This window comes from Chryseobacterium lathyri (assembly GCF_003290185.1).
In the GTDB taxonomy this organism is placed as follows: Bacteria; Bacteroidota; Bacteroidia; order Flavobacteriales; family Weeksellaceae; genus Chryseobacterium; species Chryseobacterium lathyri.
Map to the genome: position 1 here is coordinate 33,470 of NZ_QNFY01000014.1, position 18,446 is coordinate 51,915.

Annotated in this window: 15 protein-coding genes and 1 tRNA gene; 7 read left to right on the plus strand and 9 right to left on the minus strand. The window is 32.1% G+C overall.

All coding sequences use genetic code 11. The features are described 5' to 3' along the window. Window position 1: 1 nt before the first annotated feature. The 4 genes from DRF61_RS18320 to DRF61_RS18335 form a co-directional block, all read right to left on the minus strand. Window positions 2–2,812, minus strand: coding sequence for a TonB-dependent receptor (locus DRF61_RS18320; RefSeq protein ID WP_111959730.1), 2,811 nt, complete (start codon window positions 2,810–2,812; stop codon window positions 2–4). 213 nt (window positions 2,813–3,025) lie between these two features. Continuing rightward, the gene (locus DRF61_RS18325; protein WP_111959732.1) at window positions 3,026–3,382 is read right to left on the minus strand and encodes a nuclear transport factor 2 family protein; all 357 of its coding nucleotides are present in this window, start codon (window positions 3,380–3,382) and stop codon (window positions 3,026–3,028) included. 2 nt (window positions 3,383–3,384) lie between these two features. Then, window positions 3,385–3,969 (minus strand): FMN-dependent NADH-azoreductase, encoded by a 585-nt coding sequence (locus tag DRF61_RS18330; RefSeq protein WP_111959734.1) that lies wholly within the window; start codon window positions 3,967–3,969, stop codon window positions 3,385–3,387. A gap of 77 nt (window positions 3,970–4,046) precedes the next feature. Further along, complete coding sequence (locus DRF61_RS18335) at window positions 4,047–4,973, minus strand: sigma-70 family RNA polymerase sigma factor (RefSeq protein WP_157963403.1); 927 nt, start codon at window positions 4,971–4,973, stop codon at window positions 4,047–4,049. 73 nt (window positions 4,974–5,046) lie between these two features. On the opposite strand from DRF61_RS18335, the gene DRF61_RS18340 reads away from it, so the two are divergent. The 3 genes from DRF61_RS18340 to DRF61_RS18350 all read left to right on the plus strand — a co-directional run bounded on the left by DRF61_RS18340 (window position 5,047) and on the right by DRF61_RS18350 (window position 7,291). Next, the gene (locus DRF61_RS18340) at window positions 5,047–5,616 is read left to right on the plus strand and encodes a DUF6624 domain-containing protein (protein ID WP_111959738.1); all 570 of its coding nucleotides are present in this window, start codon (window positions 5,047–5,049) and stop codon (window positions 5,614–5,616) included. Between the two features lie 117 nt (window positions 5,617–5,733). Further along, window positions 5,734–5,818, plus strand: a tRNA-Ser gene (locus DRF61_RS18345). A gap of 249 nt (window positions 5,819–6,067) precedes the next feature. Further along, complete coding sequence (locus DRF61_RS18350; RefSeq protein ID WP_111959740.1) at window positions 6,068–7,291, plus strand: site-specific integrase; 1,224 nt, start codon at window positions 6,068–6,070, stop codon at window positions 7,289–7,291. Between the two features lie 362 nt (window positions 7,292–7,653). Here DRF61_RS18350 and DRF61_RS18355 read toward each other — a convergent pair whose 3' ends face one another. After that, window positions 7,654–9,345, minus strand: a complete 1,692-nt coding sequence (locus DRF61_RS18355) for an NUMOD4 domain-containing protein (protein ID WP_111959743.1) — start codon at window positions 9,343–9,345, stop codon at window positions 7,654–7,656. A 309-nt stretch (window positions 9,346–9,654) separates the two neighbouring features. On the opposite strand from DRF61_RS18355, the gene DRF61_RS18360 reads away from it, so the two are divergent. The 4 genes from DRF61_RS18360 (at window position 9,655) to DRF61_RS18375 (ending at window position 14,961) form a co-directional block, all read left to right on the plus strand. After that, on the plus strand, window positions 9,655–10,677 hold the full coding sequence (locus tag DRF61_RS18360) for a tetratricopeptide repeat protein (protein ID WP_111959745.1): 1,023 nt from the start codon (window positions 9,655–9,657) through the stop codon (window positions 10,675–10,677). A 166-nt stretch (window positions 10,678–10,843) separates the two neighbouring features. Next, window positions 10,844–12,079: a MutS-related protein gene (locus tag DRF61_RS18365; protein ID WP_111959747.1), complete on the plus strand. Its 1,236-nt coding sequence runs from the start codon at window positions 10,844–10,846 to the stop codon at window positions 12,077–12,079. A 138-nt stretch (window positions 12,080–12,217) separates the two neighbouring features. Further along, window positions 12,218–13,672 (plus strand): lipopolysaccharide biosynthesis protein, encoded by a 1,455-nt coding sequence (locus DRF61_RS18370; protein ID WP_111959749.1) that lies wholly within the window; start codon window positions 12,218–12,220, stop codon window positions 13,670–13,672. A gap of 188 nt (window positions 13,673–13,860) precedes the next feature. Then, window positions 13,861–14,961 (plus strand): serine hydrolase domain-containing protein, encoded by a 1,101-nt coding sequence (locus DRF61_RS18375; protein WP_111959751.1) that lies wholly within the window; start codon window positions 13,861–13,863, stop codon window positions 14,959–14,961. Window positions 14,962–15,755: 794 nt separating this feature from the next. Here DRF61_RS18375 and DRF61_RS18385 read toward each other — a convergent pair. The 4 genes from DRF61_RS18385 to DRF61_RS18400 all read right to left on the minus strand — a co-directional run bounded on the left by DRF61_RS18385 (window position 15,756) and on the right by DRF61_RS18400 (window position 18,445). Further along, window positions 15,756–16,166: a hypothetical protein gene (locus tag DRF61_RS18385; protein WP_146897231.1), complete on the minus strand. Its 411-nt coding sequence runs from the start codon at window positions 16,164–16,166 to the stop codon at window positions 15,756–15,758. Window positions 16,167–16,242: 76 nt separating this feature from the next. Next, a complete protein-coding gene (locus DRF61_RS18390) occupies window positions 16,243–16,926 on the minus strand; it encodes a hypothetical protein (RefSeq protein ID WP_146897228.1) in 684 nt (227 codons plus the stop codon). A gap of 124 nt (window positions 16,927–17,050) precedes the next feature. Next, the gene (locus tag DRF61_RS18395) at window positions 17,051–17,557 is read right to left on the minus strand and encodes a hypothetical protein (protein ID WP_111959759.1); all 507 of its coding nucleotides are present in this window, start codon (window positions 17,555–17,557) and stop codon (window positions 17,051–17,053) included. A gap of 18 nt (window positions 17,558–17,575) precedes the next feature. Then, the gene (locus DRF61_RS18400; RefSeq protein ID WP_111959762.1) at window positions 17,576–18,445 is read right to left on the minus strand and encodes a hypothetical protein; all 870 of its coding nucleotides are present in this window, start codon (window positions 18,443–18,445) and stop codon (window positions 17,576–17,578) included. Window position 18,446: the final 1 nt, after the last annotated feature.

Genomic DNA, 18,446 nt, shown 5'->3' on the forward strand with positions numbered 1-18,446 from the left:
TTTAAAAATCAAATTTCAATCCTAAAGTAAATCTCGGTTTGTAATATTCCACCTGTGCAGTTCTGCTCTGGATTCCCTGATAATACCGTAACGGCTGGTTCGTCAGATTATTGGCTTCGGCAAAAACTCTGAGCTGGCTTGTAATTTTATAAGATGCATTGGCATCAAGGAAAATCTGCCTGTCATAATAACGGTCTTCAAATGATTTTCCACCCAGTTCATCAATATAATCAGATGCGTAATTCATAGAAACCCTTGCTGAGAAACGTTTATTTTCCCACGAAAGAGATCCGTTGAACATATGCGGGGCAGCTCCCGGAAGTCCTACATCTGTTCTTTCCACACCATCTTCATTTGTGATTCCTTTCGCTTTTGATTTGGTATACGTATAATTAACATACACTCCCAGACCTTTCCAGAATGCTCCCGGAATAAAGTCAAGCTGACGTTGAAGGGCCACTTCAAAACCATAAATGTCTACATTGTCACCATTACGCTGCTGTGTAAAGCTCCAGTTATTTTCTCCGGCAGGAATAGGATTGGATTGTCCTGCAAAATCATTCGAAAAATCACCAGATGTATAGTTTCTTCTCGAATAAGTATAAATAAAATCCTTAAGGTTCTTATAAAAAACACCTCCCGAAAGTATTCCGACCGATTTAAAGTATTTCTCTGCCATAAAATCGAAATTATAAGCATACGTTGCCTTCAAATCCGGATTTCCTGCCGAAATGGTTTCATCCCCGGAAATAACGTTAAGGTAAGGAACCAGTGAATAATAATTCGGACGGGCCAAGGCTGTTGTAAATGCCGCACGCAATATAAGATCCTGAACAGGAACATATTTGAAAGACAAATTGGGAAGCAGATTGGTATAAGTGTTCGTACGGTTGATCTTTCCTGCCAGACTTTCCTCATCCAGCACATAATTTCCGGTATAGTCAATTTTTGTAGTTTCAATACGGGCTCCTGCGATCATTGAAAATGTATCACTGAAATCCTGGTCCCATCTGATGTATCCGGCATAGATATTTTCTTTGGCCGTATAATTACTTGAAAGAAATTCTTCAGGCTTCAGCTCACCTTTAAATAAATTGGGATTGAACAGATCCAGATTACCCATGTATGACGGATCCACGAAAGTTCCTGGGACATAATTTCCCGGCTGAAAGTTTTGACCGTCAAAATGAACAGTAGGAACAGATAACAGGCTTCCCATATCATTCAAAGGTTCAAAAGCATAATAGTCATTATTCCGTTCCTTTTCCTTTAAACGGAGACGTAAACCTGCACGAAGTCTGCCTTTCTGGTTTTCCATCACAGAAAACGGAAAACGGACATTGACCTTTGCCCCAAATTCCTTTTCCTGTGTAAAACTGTTGGAATCTGAAAGATCACTTAACTTATAAACACCTAAATTGTCGGCAGAAAGGGGAGTAATTATCGGCCTTTCAGGATCGCTGAGATCTGAAGAGAAATTCATTTTTCCATTTTCAAACTCTATATGGCGCTCATGAGGTTTCTTTTCACTTGCTGTTGCATAGTTCATGGACCAGTCAAGATCGATTTTTGAACCCAGAAGATGTTCCCCTCTTAAAGCATAGTTCTGCACTTTCTGTCTTTCCAGACGCGTATTGTCATTATCCGCATCTCCACCTTTATTCTGCCTTGTGATGCTGCCTTTCCAGCCTGTAATTTCGGTTTCATCATCACTATAGACCGGTTTTACTTTATAGCCTAAAGCAAATCTGTTCTCTTTGTCCGTTCTGAAATTATACATAGCAGAAGCATAGATCTTGTTTTTGGAATTGAATTCATAATCCATATTCAGATCAAAACTATGTCTTATACGGTGCTCATTATAATAACGGACCCCCATTTTGCTGATATAGGCAGTTTGTGCGGCATCATCTGCCAGGCTCCATGTCGGTTCGATATTATCTGAGCCAAAATTATTATTGTTATAGGAAAAGCTGAAAACGGCACCCAGCTTTTTATTTATAAAACGGTTTCCGTATACAAATCCGGCTGTATAATTGCCTTTTTCACGAATAGGATTGTAACCTCCGGCCAGCGTTGCAGTAATTCTCTGTCCATTAGGTGAAGCCCTTGTGATAAGGTTGACCGAACCACCGATAGCATCAGCATCCATATCGGGAGTAAGGGTTTTATTAACTTCGATAGTAGAGATCATATCCGAAGGAATCAGGTCCATCTGAACATTTCTGTTGTCACCCTCGGCAGACGGAATTCTGTCACCGTTTAAGGTAACGGAATTAAGGTTAGGTGCCAGACCTCTGATGATAAGGTTTCGGGCTTCTCCCTGATCGTTCTGTATTGTGATTCCGGGAACACGTTTCAAAGCATCACCAATATTGGCATCAGGAAAACGTCCGATCTGGTCGGATGAGATCACATTGGTGATATTGGCATTGTTTTTCTGCTTATTTAATGCTCTCGCCTGGTTTTTCAGGGTGGATCCGCTCACGACTACTTCTGCAATCGCTGTTTCTTTTCTTGCAAAAATAATATTCTGCTTTGTATTTTTGTCAGACTCAACTGTTACATTATATTCGCTGGTTCCATAGCCCAGATAATCTACTGTCATGGTATAGTTTCCTGCAGGGACATTCAGGAAAACAAAGTTACCATGATCGTCCGAAGTTGTATAGATATTTCCCGGAGCCAGGGAGATTTTGGCACCCGGCAGAGATAATTTGGAATCATCATTGATATTTCCGGAAACAGTACCGGTTTGTGCATAGAAAAAAATGGATGCACAAAATAAAACGGAGGTAAAAATTTTCTTCACTTTTAACTGTATATTAGGTCTGAACAAAATTAAACGTCTGTTTGGGAAATACCCTGAACTATAGATTACGATTGTTTTAAGGATTTATGAACAGTTGATGCATAAGGTTGGAAATGTTTTACGGTGAAACGATAAAACAAATACTATTAATTTTTTTTAATCAAAAAACTGCATCAAAAACATTGTGATGAGCTTTTTGATACAGCTTTTTATTTATTTCTGCTCTATTGTTGGAATGTTGCCTATTACCTGCCATTTTTTCTGCTCAAGAACGCACGTAATAAGTGAGGAAAACCGGAGAATTGGACTTTCCAGGGAAACCTGGGCGTATGCAATATTGTTTTTCTGTTCCAGGGAACGGTAAATAACCGTTCTGGGCTTTCCTCCAAAAACCTTATCACGGACCAGCTGGATATATTCTTCTTTAGAAAAGACGAAAATTCCAGGTTGGTCAAAAAATCCATCCTGTATGTTTTGGTAGTTTTGATGAAGAACCTGTTCTAAAAGGTCAGCATCATAAGTATCACCACCTTTGATAAACTTTTCTATAGCTTGTCTGATCTCTTCCATAATTAATTTAAATAATTAAAAATTGCGGTTTCCAATAATTCTGCCTTCTCTGAAATCCGATCCGGAACCGCTGTGCTTTCCAAAGGAAAATAACTGATATCAGTAATGCCAAGATGATTTAAGATGCTGGTTAAATGAGTCTCAAGAGGATTCATACCTCCGGGTAATGAGTGAATGCCACCCATGACCGAAATGAGATGTGCTTTTTTACCTGAAAGCAGTCCTTTGATACCATTGTCATAGGTAAACGTTTTCTTAGTCCTGATTACAAGGTCAAAATAAGCTTTCAAAGAAGAAGGAATCCCGTAATTATACATAGGACAGGTGATCAGGATCTCACTGCTTTTGTAAAGTTCATCAATCAATCTGTCGGATAGAAGAAGATCTTCGGTGTAAAGATTTTCATTCAGAAATGCATCAAAAGTCTGTTGGGTGAGGTGAGGTGTCATTTTTTTTGCCGTATCTCTTTCGATAACCAATCCATCCGGATGTTTCAGGATCCACTGTTTTACAAAATAATCACCCATACGGCGTGAATAGGAATCTTTAAGCCGAAGGCTGCTGTCGATTCGGAGAAGTGTGTTCATACTTTTTTCTTTAAAGACACACCTGATTTTCAAAACGTGACAAAGATGGTTAGAAAGCTGAAAAATTTAACCTTAAACTAATTAATTTTTTTCAATTTTTCAGGATCTACAATAGAATAGATTTCCCTGATCAGCCCATGTTCATCGATATCCAGAATATGGCAGTTATACATACGTTCTCCCTGCCAGAAGCACAAAGCGGGCTGATGATTGAAAACATTAAAAGTGAAAGATTTCCCTGAAAGAAACTGCTGTTGTACATAAGCAAGAAGAGATGCTGTTGCCGGTTTGCCGGTTTCCACAGCTTTGATGACGCGGATACGTTTTCCGCCGTCTGCAGAAAGCCTGATGTCATCTCTCAGAAGTTCTTCGATCATGGGAATATTTCCTTCGCTCAGTGCCTTCTGATATCTGTGGAGTATATCGGGAGCATTGGAATCTGCAGTATCGGGAGCATATTTTATGTTCTGCAGCTGTTTTCCTGCACGGCTCAGCAGCTGGCGTGAATTATCAATGGAAATATCCAGAGTTTCAGCAATTTCCTGGTGAGAATAATCGAAAGCTTCTTTTAAAATATATACAGCTCTTTCCTTGGGATTGAGCTTTTCTAGAAGGACAAGGAGTGTGTAACGTGCCGTTTGCTCCTTGATCAGTTTATTCTCTGCATTGTCAAACGACAGTGGTTCCGGAAGCCATTCACCGTAAATCATTTTTTTACTGTGCCTGTTTTTAAAATTGATGGCGTGGTTAACTGTACTTTTAATCAGGTAGTTAACCTCATTTCTTACCCCGGATTTATCTAAAGAAATATATTTTTCTATCACATCCTGTACAAGATCCTGCGAATCTTCATAAGAACCTGTGATGTTGTAAGCATAGGTAAGCAGTTTGCTGTAATTTTCCTGCATGATATTTCTTTTGAAGACAAACTTAATGAATAAAACGTGACAGTTCTTTTCAGAAATGTTAGATTTTTTAATGAAATGAACTCTTACAGTTAACATATTTGGAATTTTTTCGGCAATTTGCAATCCTGAATGAAAACAGACCTGAAATAGATTCATTAAAATTAAAGATATGAATGAAGTATGTTCTAAAGAATTAATAGAGCTGGCTGAAAAAGATCTGTCGGTTAGGGAGAAACTGGCTTCTGAGGGAAAGCTTTCCGGCGGCTATCATCCTGAAATGGAACAGATTCACAGGCAAAATGCGGAAAAGCTTCGGGAAATCATTAGGAAGATAGGCTTTCCTACGATCTCAAAAGTGGGGGATAAGGCCAGTGAGGCTGCATGGCTTATTATTCAGCATTCTATTAGTGAGCCTGCATTTATGAAAGAATGTTATAAAATGATGATTGAAAACAAAAGTGGTGTGAATCCTTTAAACATTGCTTATCTGCATGACAGAATTCAGGTTTTTCAAAGCAAGCCTCAAAAATACGGGACACAGCTTACCGAAGAAAGACTACCATATCCGGTAGAAAATAAAAATAAACTGAATGAAGAACGCCTGAAAGTCAATTTGAAACCTTTTTCCCAGGAAGAAATCAATAGGATTCCGGGTATAGAAAAGATTGCTGAGATAGATGCAAAACAAGTTGGTTATACGGAATGGAGAATAAAAATGGGATGGATATTAGCACCTTAATGATTAAAAAATTGCTTCATAGAGTGCAATATTTTATTAAGAGCCAAAAAATATTTTGTCAGTTTCAAAAAACTTTATATATTTGCACCACTGAAAACGGTAGTACTACTGTTATTAGGAGAGATGGCAGAGTGGTCGATTGCGATAGTCTTGAAAACTATTGACTGTAACAGGTCCGGGGGTTCGAATCCCTCTCTCTCCGCAACTATTCAAACAAAATAGTACAAAATGCTGTAAAATAGATGTTTTACAGCATTTTTTGTTTTATGTCGGTTCCAAAAAGAGCTAAATAATCACAATCTGAAAGTGACCTATTCAGTGACCTAATAAAAAGGTAAACAACAGGTCACTGAAAAGTTGGGAAATAGCCTGTTCATCGGCCTGTTCAGAAATTGAACATCTTGTGACAGGTTTATGATCAGATTAATTTGGAATTATTAAAACCGATATTATGAACAAGACATTCAATTTGCTTTTTTATATCAAAAAAGCTAAAATGAACGCTCAGGGAGAAGCACCTATCTACATGAGAATTACTATTGACGGTAAAATTTCGGAGATCAGTACAAAGCGTACCGTGCAGCCTTCGAAATGGAATTCCCAGGCTCAAAGTGTAAAGGGATCTTCAGAAGAATCCAAATCCCTCAACTTTTACCTTAAAACATTTGAGCAGAAAGTTTATGATACGTATTACGAATTGATACGGGAAAAAGAGATAATTAGCTGTGACGTTCTTAAAAACAAGCTCTTGGGAAGAGATCAGAAGAATCGAATGTTGATTCCTATTTTTCAGGATCATAATGACAGGATAGAAAAGCTAGTTGGAAAAGAGTTTGCAAAAGGAACTTTAACCCGTTATAAAACCTGCCTGAGCCATACTAAGGAGTTTATACGTTGGAAATATAAAATTTCGGATATTGATATTCAAAAAATTGATTATGCTTTTCTTAATGATTTTGAACTGTTCCTGCGAACAGAAAGACTATGCAATAACAATTCAGCAGTAAAATATATCAGGAATTTCGGAAAGGTTATCAGGATTTGTATTGCTAATGGATGGATTCAGAAAGATCCGTTTGTAAACTATCATTCTAAAATTAAGGAAGTAACAAGAGTCTTTCTTAATGAATCTGAGATGTCAGCTATTTCTTCTAAAAATTTCAATAATGAGAGGTTATCAGTGGTAAGGGATATTTTTTTGTTTAGCTGTTTTACTGGGTTAGCTTATATTGACACCAAAAAATTAACTGCTCAAAATATTGGTATAGGACTTGACGGAAGTAAATGGATCTATACGAATCGCGAAAAAACGAAAACGACTTCTAATATACCGCTGCTTGCCCAAGCCGAAAAGATTATTGAAAATTATAAAAATCATCCGGCTTGTATAAATAGTGGTAGGTTGCTTCCTGTTCTTAGCAACCAAAAAATGAATGCTTACTTGAAAGAAATTGCTGATTTATGTGGTATTAATAAAGAATTGACCTATCATATAGCACGTCACACCTTTGCGACCACAGTTACCCTATCAAATGGAGTTTCCATCGAAAGTGTGAGTAAAATGCTTGGTCACAAAAATATGAGAACAACTCAGCATTATGCCAAGATTCTGGATAGTAAGGTGAGTGAAGATATGATTTCTTTAAAACAAAAACTCCTTGATAAGATTCTTTAACAAAACTACAATATTATAATCACTTAAATGGTCACACTTATGTAAGAGAAAATGCATCAATTTGACAAATGATAAATCAAAAATATATTGACCGAATATAATTTATTATTGCTTGATAAGGATTTTTGGGCTCTTCTTGGAGGGATTCGAACCGTCTCTTTAAACCTCTTTATTTATCAACATTTTTTAAAGCTGAGTCCCTAGCTACTCACCGAATTACTCACTTTGAAAATGTAGGTTTTTGATTCATTTTACAAATCAAAGATAATAACTTATTTTGTATTTTAATGAATATATATCAAAGTTTTATGCAAGATTAGAAATGGGTGGTATTTAAAATTGTGTGACTTCTGCTCGATGTTCTATATCCTATTGTTTAGTGATTTTTTGAATGCTCGAGTTTCTATTTTAATATTCTTTTTATTAAATGCATCTGCCATAGAGCGTAATGATAACTTTGAAAGATCTATATTCCATAGAGGTTCATTTTCATTGACCACCCGAAGTGTTCTGTTATTCAGATCGAATTCTTCAATAAAACAATAATAAAGTATGCGTAGAAGCATTTTTTGAGCTTTATCTTCCTTCTTATGAACCTTAAAATAAAGATAAGAAGACTTATCACTCGTTAGGTTGAGGGAAAGAATCTGATCTTCTCCATAAAAATGAGTACCTACTCCCCATCCACTCAATCGTTTTACCCTCCCTTTATTGGAAATAGTATATTTACCATCAAAACCTGGTACTGCTTTCCATTGTTCATCCGGTAAATCACTTAGAGATAAATTGAAAATAGCTGGTGGATTCTTCTTATTAATCCGGGGTTTACCTAACTTTTCCCAAAGAGAGTCATTGAATGCTTTTTTTGAATTAAGTACTGTTCTCACTTTAGTAGCATACTCTTTATTTCTTTCCTTAAGGATCTCATTAAAAGGTTTCAAAGTAAGGTTCGAAATATCTATATCCCATTGAGGAATACTACTGTTTACAATTACCAGATTTTTATCTTTAAGATCAAATTCTTCTACAAAACAATAATAAAGTAATCGGGTAATTGGTAAACAATATTTTCTTCCATTACAACTTAGTTGAGCATAGAGATAATTACTATTGGATTTGAGTACAGAGAGTGACGTGATATGCTCTCCCCAAAATGTTTTATTTCTGTTCTCTGTCCAGGTATTTAACCGCTTTATTCTTCCTTTATTGGAAATGGCAAAATGCCGCTCTAGGTTGGGAACTGGTTTCCACCTTTCACCGGAAAGATCTTTTAGGAATAAATTCATACAGGCGGGTGGATTACTCGGATTAATAGGTGGCTGCCCAAGCTTTTTCCAAAGAGTTGCATTGAAGATTTTTTCCGGTTTTCTTTTTCTTCCCGGTATAAAATCTTCTTTAGAGGGGACGTAATCTTTTACAAACCATCGAAATTTTCCGGCTGTAGTCCTTTTTTTATTGATGACAGGTAGAATATAAGTAGGACGAATTCTTAAAGCTTCACTTGCTGCGTAAATATTTGCATAGCTGGCAACAAAATCACCATCAACTGTGTATTGGCTGACTGCCTGTTTATAATTTCCTCTTTTTCCTCTACCTGTATTCATTGATTTCCGATGCAGCTTACTTATAGTTAACTTCTCCAGATTTCTAAAATATACATTAAACTGATTATTATCTTTAAAAGATATACGAAATGAAAGATCATCCATATCAAATTTTTTAACAAAATGATAATACACTAAACGGGCTACTGATTTTCCATACTTTTTCCCTTCAATAGATAAAACACTCCTCACATTATAAAAATGAGTCTTTAAATGTTTATTAAAATATCTAAAGACATTTGGCTTCTTAATACTATCCCGAATTTTCCGCTTTACTCCCGCCGGGTTTATTGCCCAACGTTCCAGGCTTTTTATACGTCCATAATTAGAAATAGCATAATTTTCAAAACCTTCAATCTCCTTCCATTTTTCACCTGGAAGATTTTCCAGAGAAAGATTGGAAAGGACTTTGTTTACATATTCATCTCCTAAATCAGTAGGTAATTTCATAAAATGGAAATTCTATCGTATATTGTTTTAATATAATCTAGTAACTAATTTAACACGAAATTTTATAAAATCAAAAATATCTCTAGTAGCTACATGTTAAAATGCAATAAGATACAGGGGCAAATATGACTTGATAGACTTAAATTTGCCTTTATATATTATGATTATATTGTACATTCAAACGTTTGTATTTTTCTGTTTGCAGAATTACTTAAAATTTTGTGATACTTATTCATTCCTGAAAATTTTTATACTACGAAATTTTTTTAGTTTCTTTTTTATTAGCTTAGCAGTAAAACTAAATGAAAAATGAAAAAAATCAACATTATTTTATTTTTAGTGTATTTTACTCTTGGATTGTCACAGGAAGCCAATCTTAAAGATCTTTACAGTAAAAAGGAATATGACAATGCCATTAAACTTGCTCAGAAAATTCTTATATCCTCACCAGAGGATTTTAACACCCAATTGATGCTTCTAAAAATCTACAATTCAAAATGTGATTATCCGGAAGCGAGTACATTATTGGCAAAGATGAGCAGCAGTGATGAAAAATTCTTAATAGAATCCCTTAAAACTAATTATGGTTTAGGAAATACAAAAGAGGCAAAAAGAATATATGACCAGTTGATTAAGGACTCTAAAAATGAAGTATTGAAAAATGAGCTGTTGAAATTTGGACTAGTTACAGGTCTGGATCAGATATATGATGACTGGAAAATAAAAGAAACGCAAAATATTATTTTTCATTTTCAACAGTCAGTTTCGGCAGAAAAAATGCAAAATATTATTGTTTCAAGACAAAAGGCTTTTGAAAAGATTAATAATTTCTTCAATTCGGTACTTCCCAAAAAAATAGATTTCTTTGTATGGGACACGGAGGAAAGCTATAACTCTTATCTGAAAACAAACTTGGGCTTTACGTTTGCCCAATTCTGTATTTCTCATAACAGGCTCAACCAGTCTCCTGGACATGAAATTGCTCATAATATCAGCTTTTGGAAAAACCCGGAACAGAAGAAGGTAATATTTATCAATGAAGGCATAGGAGTTTACTTTGACCAGCAGGGAAATAACAGGCTGGAAGCGGCAAAAGAGGCATATCGAAAAGATCCTGCCAATATTAAAGAAATATGGCAGAATAACAGAAGAGCTGAAGAAAGTATTATGTATCCGATTGCAGGAGCATTTATTGAATATTTAATACAATATGATAAAGAAAAACTTCTTCAGCTTACAGAAGATCAGACATATGAAAATGCGGTCAAGGTTTACGATAAAAAAATTTATAGGTTGATCGAAGATTTTATTAAAACACTTGAATCCGATTAAAAAAACGAAACAATTCTGTTTATTATTCTGATATTCTCGGCTCTGTTTAGCTGTCTGGTTGAAAGAAAAAATACAAAAAATAATACCCCTAATAATTTAGGATTTTTTTAAACATGCTTTAGATTTAATTAATTACATAGTTTTACAAATATAACATAGATGAATCATGGAAAACATTGCTGAAATAATAACCCATTTTAACTTCACTCAGACAAGAAAATCCAAGCAATATTTAATATCATTTTTCAATCAAAAATCATTTAACAAAAAGCAGACCCTATATGTCCAACAAAAACTAAAACTATTTCTGGATAATTTTCAAATTATTAATAGCTATGAAATCAAAGAAAATAGAGTTTCTGCAATTCAAAAATTTTTGGATGAAATTGATGTCAGCCAATACAATTATTTCACAAGTATTAAATACCGTGAGTATTTTAAAGAGATAAATACTAATATTTCTTTGTTAATAGACTTCTTTTATCACTTCGGATTATTATTGAGAAATTTCCAAATGAAAGAAACTTGTCTAGAGTATTCTTATGAGATAGAAAAAATGATTGTGTTCATCAACTCGCTGCCCATCAATGAGTTTTATAATAAAAAACTTGATTTTAAGCAAAGAAAGAATATTTTAGTCAAAATTGCACCCGAAATTGATAAGGGCAATTTTGATTTATTCTGGGATTTTTTTTACATGTTTGATGTATATTCTAGTATTGCGAAAGGAATTAAGTTGAATAATTTGGTATTTCCACAATTCAATTCTGAAAATATTTTTACAATTGAAAATTTCTACCATTTAGATCTTGCCAATGCTGTTAAAAATACAGTAGATGTAAAAGGTAAAACTATTGTTGTTTTTACAGGAGCCAATATGTCCGGAAAATCTACTACAATGAAGTCGATTAGTATTATTGTTCTACTTGCTCACTTGGGAATTGCCGTTCCGGTCAAATACTGTAATATTCCTTTTTATGACAGTATTTTCCTGTATTTTTCTGTTAACGATAACCTCAAAGAAGGTTATAGTCATTTTGCTCAGGAAATTATAAATGTAAAGAATGTTTTATTAGAATTAAAATCTAAAAACTGTTTTGTTGTATTTGATGAGATTTTTAGTGGCACAAATATAAATGATGCTGCTCAGATTACTGTAAATACAATAAATGGCTTATCAAAATTTAAAAACTCTCTCTTTATTTTTTCTACGCATTTAAACCTTATCGAAGGCCATTTAACTGAAAATGAGAATGCCTTATTACTTTATTTAGAATGTTTTTTAGAAAATAATGAACTGTCATTTACTTATAAGTTAAAAGAAGGCTGGTCTAAACTTGAAATAGGAAAACTATTATTTGATCAATATGGCTTGAATGAACTTTTAAATGAATGCATATAATCAAATATTATCAATCTTAGAAACATTTAGTCTAAGTAAATTTCAACTGGCCATTAATATTTTTTTATTTTAGTAAAAATATTTCATTGAAAGTCCAGTAAATTAAATAGGTTTTTTTATTAAAAACAGGAAGAAAAATTGTTTAAAAAATTATTTTATCAAACCGCAACTTATGGTTTTAGTACAGTTTTAGTCAAGCTATTCCCATTTATTATATCTCCATTTATATCTCAAAGGTTTGGCCCTAGTGCAATAGCTCCATTTGTAGATTTTTATTCTGTGGCGGGTATCATAATTGTTTTGCTAACACACGGAATGGAAACCTCTTTTTTTCGTTTTGCTCAAAAAGATATTAGTTCTAGAAAGCTAATATCGACAGCTTCCTTAAGTGTTATTGGAGCTTCGTTATTTTTCATTATTATTTCTTTATTTTTTAGGCAATCATTAGCAATAGCATTTAAAACACCGGATCAGGTTAGTTTTTTAGTAATAATGCTAATTATATTAGGTGTAGATGGAATATGTGCCATGCCTTTTGTAATTCTTAGAAAAGAAGGAAGATCAAAAAAATATACATTAGTCAAAACTGTGAATGCAGTTATGAATTTTTTATTTGTTATTTTCTTTATTGTTTTGTTTCCGAAATTTTCTAATGGGCTATTTGGATTTCACTATGACCAAAAGTTCGGAATTGGTTATGTTTTTATAGCTAACCTAATAGCCAGTATATTTTCTTTAACCCTATTATTTGGTGAGTTTAAAAAGATAAATATAAAAGAGTTTGATTTTAATTTATGGAAAGAAATGTTATCCTATTCCTGGCCTATAATGCTTGCTGGTTTATCTGGGGTTGTTAATGAAACAATGGATAGACAGTTTCTAAAATACCTCTTGCCTAGTGGAGAGAATGTAATTCAAATGGCAATTTATGGTACCGTATGTAAGTTAGTAACATTTATTACTTTATTTAGACAGGCGTATCTACTTGGCGTAGAACCCTTTTTCTTTTCACATGCAAAAAATGAGAACTCTGCTCAAACATACTCCAAGCTAATGACATGGTTTATTATTGTGAACTGTGTGATATTTTTAGGATTATGTGTTAACCTCAACTGGATTTCAGAACAGTATATACGAAACTCCTCTTTTTATGTTGGGTTACCTATTGTTCCAATTGTTTTGATTGCAGCTGTATTTTTAGGTATATACTTAAATCTTTCTATTTGGTATAAACTTTCTGACAAAACTAGATTTGGTGCATATATTTCAATTATTGGGGCAATAGTAACCATAAGTATTAATTACTTTTTTATTCCCTCATATGGTTACTGGGCTAGTACTTGGGCTACATTTGCCTCATACTTAATAATGATGACAATTTCTTACTTTTTAGGCCAAAAGTATTATCCGATACCATATGAGATAAAGACTTGTATTACATATATCTGCTTAGGAATAGCAATGTCATATATTTCTTATTATTTATTGAATGGGAATATTATTGATGGGAATATTTTGTTTCTGTTATATATACTATTTATATTTTTTGAACGCCAACTTTTTACAAGTGTTAAAAATTATTTTAAAAAATAACCCCACAAAAGTTCCCCAACTTTTAAATGTGAGGTTATAAAAAACTATCAGTTGCAAATGTAAAATTTTATAAATTAATCATGAAATTTGTATCTTAATGAAATGTATTTAAAATTAATACCGATATCATTAGTATGGATGTGTAATGTATAACTTGATTAATTTTATTTTAAGAAAAAACATAATTTATGAAAAAGTTTCTATTTTTGTTTAATCTCATTTTGTTGTGTCCCTTAAATGCAGTTGCACAAAATTATCTTGACAAGGCAACTGCAATAAGTAAGAAAAAAATTGAACTGTTTTGCAAACAGAACGATATTCCAGGAATGGCTATTTCTATTTCATATAGTGGGAAATTTATTTTATCGGAAGGTGTAGGCTTTGCAGATTTAGAGAAGAAAATTAAAGTAAATCCGTCTTCAACAAAATTTAGAATAGCAAGTGTCACAAAGATTATTACTGCCCTTACATTAATGAAGTTAAATGAATTAGACTCCCTAAATATAGACAATTCAATTCATTTTTATTTGGACAATCTTCCACATGACAAATATAATTTTTCACTAAGACAGCTTGCAGGTCACCTTTCAGGGTTAAAGAGAAACCCTAGTAAAGAAAGATGGGATAGTTATAATACATATAGCGAAGATGATTTATATCAAAGCTTGAAAGATGATGACTTGGATAGTAAACCAGGAGTCCAGTTTTCGTATAGTAATTATGGTTATAAAGTATTGGGCTTAATAATTGAGAAAAAATGCCACAAGACGATAGTTGAATGTCAGGAAGAGTATATCCTTAATAAATTAAATATGACTAATACTATTCCTGATACAGGCTTATTCAGCCCTGATATTACAAATTTTTACCTAAAAAAAAATGGGCTTATCCAACAGGCTCCGTATATGGATTGTAAATTAAAGTACGCTCAGGGATGCCATCTATCTACTTCGGAAGATCTAATACATTTAGGAAATCTTTTTTTTCAGCCTAACCTAGTTTTTAATAATATTAGACCATTGCAAATTATGACTAAGCAACAAGTTTTGTTTTCAGGAAGTAAAACTGGTTATGGACTAGGAATTATATCTACTAAAGATATGTATGGTAATTCTTTTTTAGGTCACAATGGGTTAGAAAATGGTTCAAGGGCTATTCTCAGAGTGTATCCTAAGTATAATCTGGTTATCTCAATACTTATAAATAATCAGGAGCCTCCGTTAGAAGATTTGATAACTGAGATAGCATATACATATATTGAAGATTTAAAAAAAATTAAAAAAGATTAGTTTAAAGGAAATATTATGAATTTCAGAGAATGTGAATAAAAGTAAAGGATAACTTGATAAAAAAGCAAGAAAAAAGTCCCTTAGCTTCATGAAAATTGCGAGAAATAAATGGAATAATATTCCGCATGAAAGATATACAGTGCAAAATTGAGTATTAATGAGATATAGACTAAATGTAAGCTGAAATATTATTATGAACCACGATAATATAAAATATACAAACTTATTTTCTCCAAACATATTAACTAATACATCACTACCATAGATATTAGTTTTTAATATTTTTTTCAATCCAATTCCACTACGCCATTTTACGGATGATACCTTTTGAATGCCGTTGGAGGTATAAGAAATAATCGAGAATAGTGATATAAAATGAAAGACTGTTTGATCATGAAATAAAAAATAACCAGTAAAGCAAAACAAGTTAAATAGAATTATATGTTCTGAGGAAGAAAGCCTATTTTGACAACGTAATCGTAGATATAATTCAAAAACTATTAAAAGAAATAATAGTAAACTTTCACCAGAATATAATTTATTTTTAATGAAAAGATTAATGATAAGTAAAAAGCAAATTACAATTCGAGAAACTGTAATTAATATTAGTATTTTCTTGTTATATAGAATATTTATTACCTTCTTTTTCCTGTAAATTTTTCTAAGTGAGAAACTATTGGTAGAAATTGGGCTGTCAAATCCGTATAAGTGCCTGTTGATAATAATCTCAATAGAATCTAGAACTAAATATAAGCAAATAAATATTAAGCTTAAAGCTAAGGCTTCCTGCATGATTAATATTTTATATTTGAAATAATTATGGGTTTAAAGATCCCTGTTTTTCTAGATTTATTCATATCTATAATCAAAAACTGTCTTCTTGATACTCCTTTAGAAAGATTGTGTTTCTTGAGAATATATTTCAATTTTCTGTACTCGGGTTTTTCAGATAAAAATTGTTCATCATTGATATTTAAATTTTTTTTATTACCTCTAAGAATATTAAATATCATAGTTAATGTTGCTTTCTCAAATCTCTCATGTAGGATTACAGTGAAGTTATTTTGAAACACTTTTAAATCGGAGATCGTATTGTCAGAATAGTAGTCTCTATAGACAATATAATAATCGTTAGAAATAGGATTTGGAGCAAAAAGTGTCCAAACTGGTATTACATTGAAATCATTTTTAAAGTATTTTAACACAATTGACCGTAAATACTTGTTCTGAAATATTAGTGTCAAAATTATCCATAAACTCAAAATAGAGTAAAATAAATATTTAGTAAGAAAAAGAATCATAAAACTTAAATTCTGTTGCAAAATAATAAACCAGTGGATATGTTGAGGTATATGTCCAGAAAAAATCGTTAAGATTTGAGATAATTGCTAAGGACAGATGAAATAAAAATCCAACAGCCAAGATATACAATACAGTGACACTATTGCTTGCAAATATTGGAAAAAGCAATTGAAACAAAATAATCCCCCAGCATAATATTCTATTGATATTCTTTCCCATTCTAATAAGCTTTTTTTGAATGATGTCATTGCCAAATAGGGAACTATTTAACACCCAAATAAGTGCGCTGCCTCTTCTCCATAATACAGATTTCAATTTATTATACCCTGTAAAGAAATAAGAAATATATAATTGTGAAATAATAAACAAAATTCCAATAGTGAAAAAGGAGGAGGATTTTAGGGACATAACTGAAAGTCCAAAAAGTAATATTGTTCTCATTTGGTCAGCACCGGAAAGAGATAGCTTATTTCTAATATTAAAAAGCAACTGGATAATGAATATTATAAAAATAATCGGACAAAAAATGCTAGGAGATATTATCAAAAATGCTGATAATACTAATCTTACAACTAGAATATAATAAAAAGGCTTATCCTCCATTAATGGAGTTAAAAAAGAAACTGTTTTTATGAAGAACCCTTTATCTTTTCTATTGAACATCAATTGTAAATTAAAGATTCCAGTTTTTGAATAATATTGTTTATAATAATAAAGAGAGTGGATAGTGTCAAAAAAGATTCCAACTGATATTATGCTAATGCAATAGTAAAAATAAATCATTACTCTAATTTCTTTTAATTGGTGTTACAAATAATAATTTATCTTTTTTGCCTAAAAAATATCCTCCTTTTATAATGTAAAGTAATTGTCTATCATTTATTTTGTTTGGATTGTCATAATGAAGAAGATAGTTGTTAATTAATTTAAATGTGGCAGACCTAATGAATAAATTTTTAGTTTTTCTATGTAGGATCAATTGCTTTCTAATTCCTATAATAAACTTTACATCCCTTCTTTGTCCATACCATAGAGAAAGGTACCATTGCGGTGTAAAATTATTGACAATAATTATTTCGGATGTAGAATTGTCGGGTAATTTTTCTCTGTAGCCTAAAAGACAACAATTCTTCATTGGTCTAGGAGAAAATAAAGTCCAAATTGGAACTAATGCAAAAGGATCCTTATTTCTACCTATTGCGTTAGGGCGAAACTGCTTATAGATTGATAAGAATACCCAAAAAAAACTAATAACCGAAAATAAAATAGCTAAAAGGTTATAAAAAGTAATCATTTGAAGAGGTGTATAAAACTATTTTATTATGATATTCTTATTCTTTTCATTTAAAGGCCTTTTAGTCCTTATACTAATCAAATTTACGATACAAGTGTTACTATATTCATATAACTTCTTAGATTCAATATTCAAAATTGAATTTTTATCTATATTAGTTTCATTTGGGCAAACTATGAGTTTGTCATTAACTGTATAAATATCATTTGATAATTTATTTTCATTCAAGGATTTTAAATTAACAAATTCTATAGACTTATCACTTGTAAGATAAACACTACTCGAAAATTGAACCCCATTTATATTAATGGGGTCTTTAATTATTTTAGTTGAGATAATTTTACTAGTGTCAAAGAAATAGCTTTCAGAGCTTTTTACTTGTACTGAATCAATGAAATAAGCAGTATTTCCATCATTTTGAACAATATTATTAATCACTGGATTACAAGATTGTATTTTTTTGTATTCCTTTAATGAACCAAATTTTTTTAAAAAAATATGATTTATAGAGTTCACAGTATTTCCATCTAAGTCAATGTATGAATTATCCTTTTCACAAAATATATACATGTCCTCTAATACAATCTTTGAAGAAAAAGAAGGATTGATAAATGATATATTTTTGCATCTGATATTATTTTGTAAACTATCAATAATTCTATTGAGCCTATTTGCTTTTTCCATACCTTTATAAAAACCTATTTTTTTCTTATTCGAATTATATAGATTTATTGTTTGTCCTTCCTTATCATTAGAAATATATATAGAATTATTCTCTCTTATTAAGATGGAATCTTCTGCATTTAAATAAAAATCATAAATTTTATAAAATTTTTGCGATGAATAAAAGGAAAAACAAAGTGAAAAGAAAAGTGTAATAGCTTTCATC

What these genes read in the sequence shown, in the direction of transcription:
- DRF61_RS18355 (WP_111959743.1), bottom strand. Translation starts at nt 9,345, where the DNA reads ATGAAATTACCTACTGATTTAGGAGATGAATATGTAAACAAAGTCCTT.
- DRF61_RS18365 (WP_111959747.1), top strand. Translation starts at nt 10,844, where the DNA reads ATGGAAAACATTGCTGAAATAATAACCCATTTTAACTTCACTCAGACA.
- DRF61_RS18325 (WP_111959732.1), bottom strand. Translation starts at nt 3,382, where the DNA reads ATGGAAGAGATCAGACAAGCTATAGAAAAGTTTATCAAAGGTGGTGAT.
- DRF61_RS18330 (WP_111959734.1), bottom strand. Translation starts at nt 3,969, where the DNA reads ATGAACACACTTCTCCGAATCGACAGCAGCCTTCGGCTTAAAGATTCC.
- DRF61_RS18335 (WP_157963403.1), bottom strand. Translation starts at nt 4,973, where the DNA reads ATGTTAACTGTAAGAGTTCATTTCATTAAAAAATCTAACATTTCTGAA.
- DRF61_RS18340 (WP_111959738.1), top strand. Translation starts at nt 5,047, where the DNA reads ATGAATGAAGTATGTTCTAAAGAATTAATAGAGCTGGCTGAAAAAGAT.
- DRF61_RS18360 (WP_111959745.1), top strand. Translation starts at nt 9,655, where the DNA reads ATGAAAAAAATCAACATTATTTTATTTTTAGTGTATTTTACTCTTGGA.
- DRF61_RS18390 (WP_146897228.1), bottom strand. Translation starts at nt 16,926, where the DNA reads ATGTTCAATAGAAAAGATAAAGGGTTCTTCATAAAAACAGTTTCTTTT.
- DRF61_RS18400 (WP_111959762.1), bottom strand. Translation starts at nt 18,445, where the DNA reads ATGAAAGCTATTACACTTTTCTTTTCACTTTGTTTTTCCTTTTATTCA.
- DRF61_RS18375 (WP_111959751.1), top strand. Translation starts at nt 13,861, where the DNA reads ATGAAAAAGTTTCTATTTTTGTTTAATCTCATTTTGTTGTGTCCCTTA.
- DRF61_RS18395 (WP_111959759.1), bottom strand. Translation starts at nt 17,557, where the DNA reads ATGATTACTTTTTATAACCTTTTAGCTATTTTATTTTCGGTTATTAGT.
- DRF61_RS18350 (WP_111959740.1), top strand. Translation starts at nt 6,068, where the DNA reads ATGAACAAGACATTCAATTTGCTTTTTTATATCAAAAAAGCTAAAATG.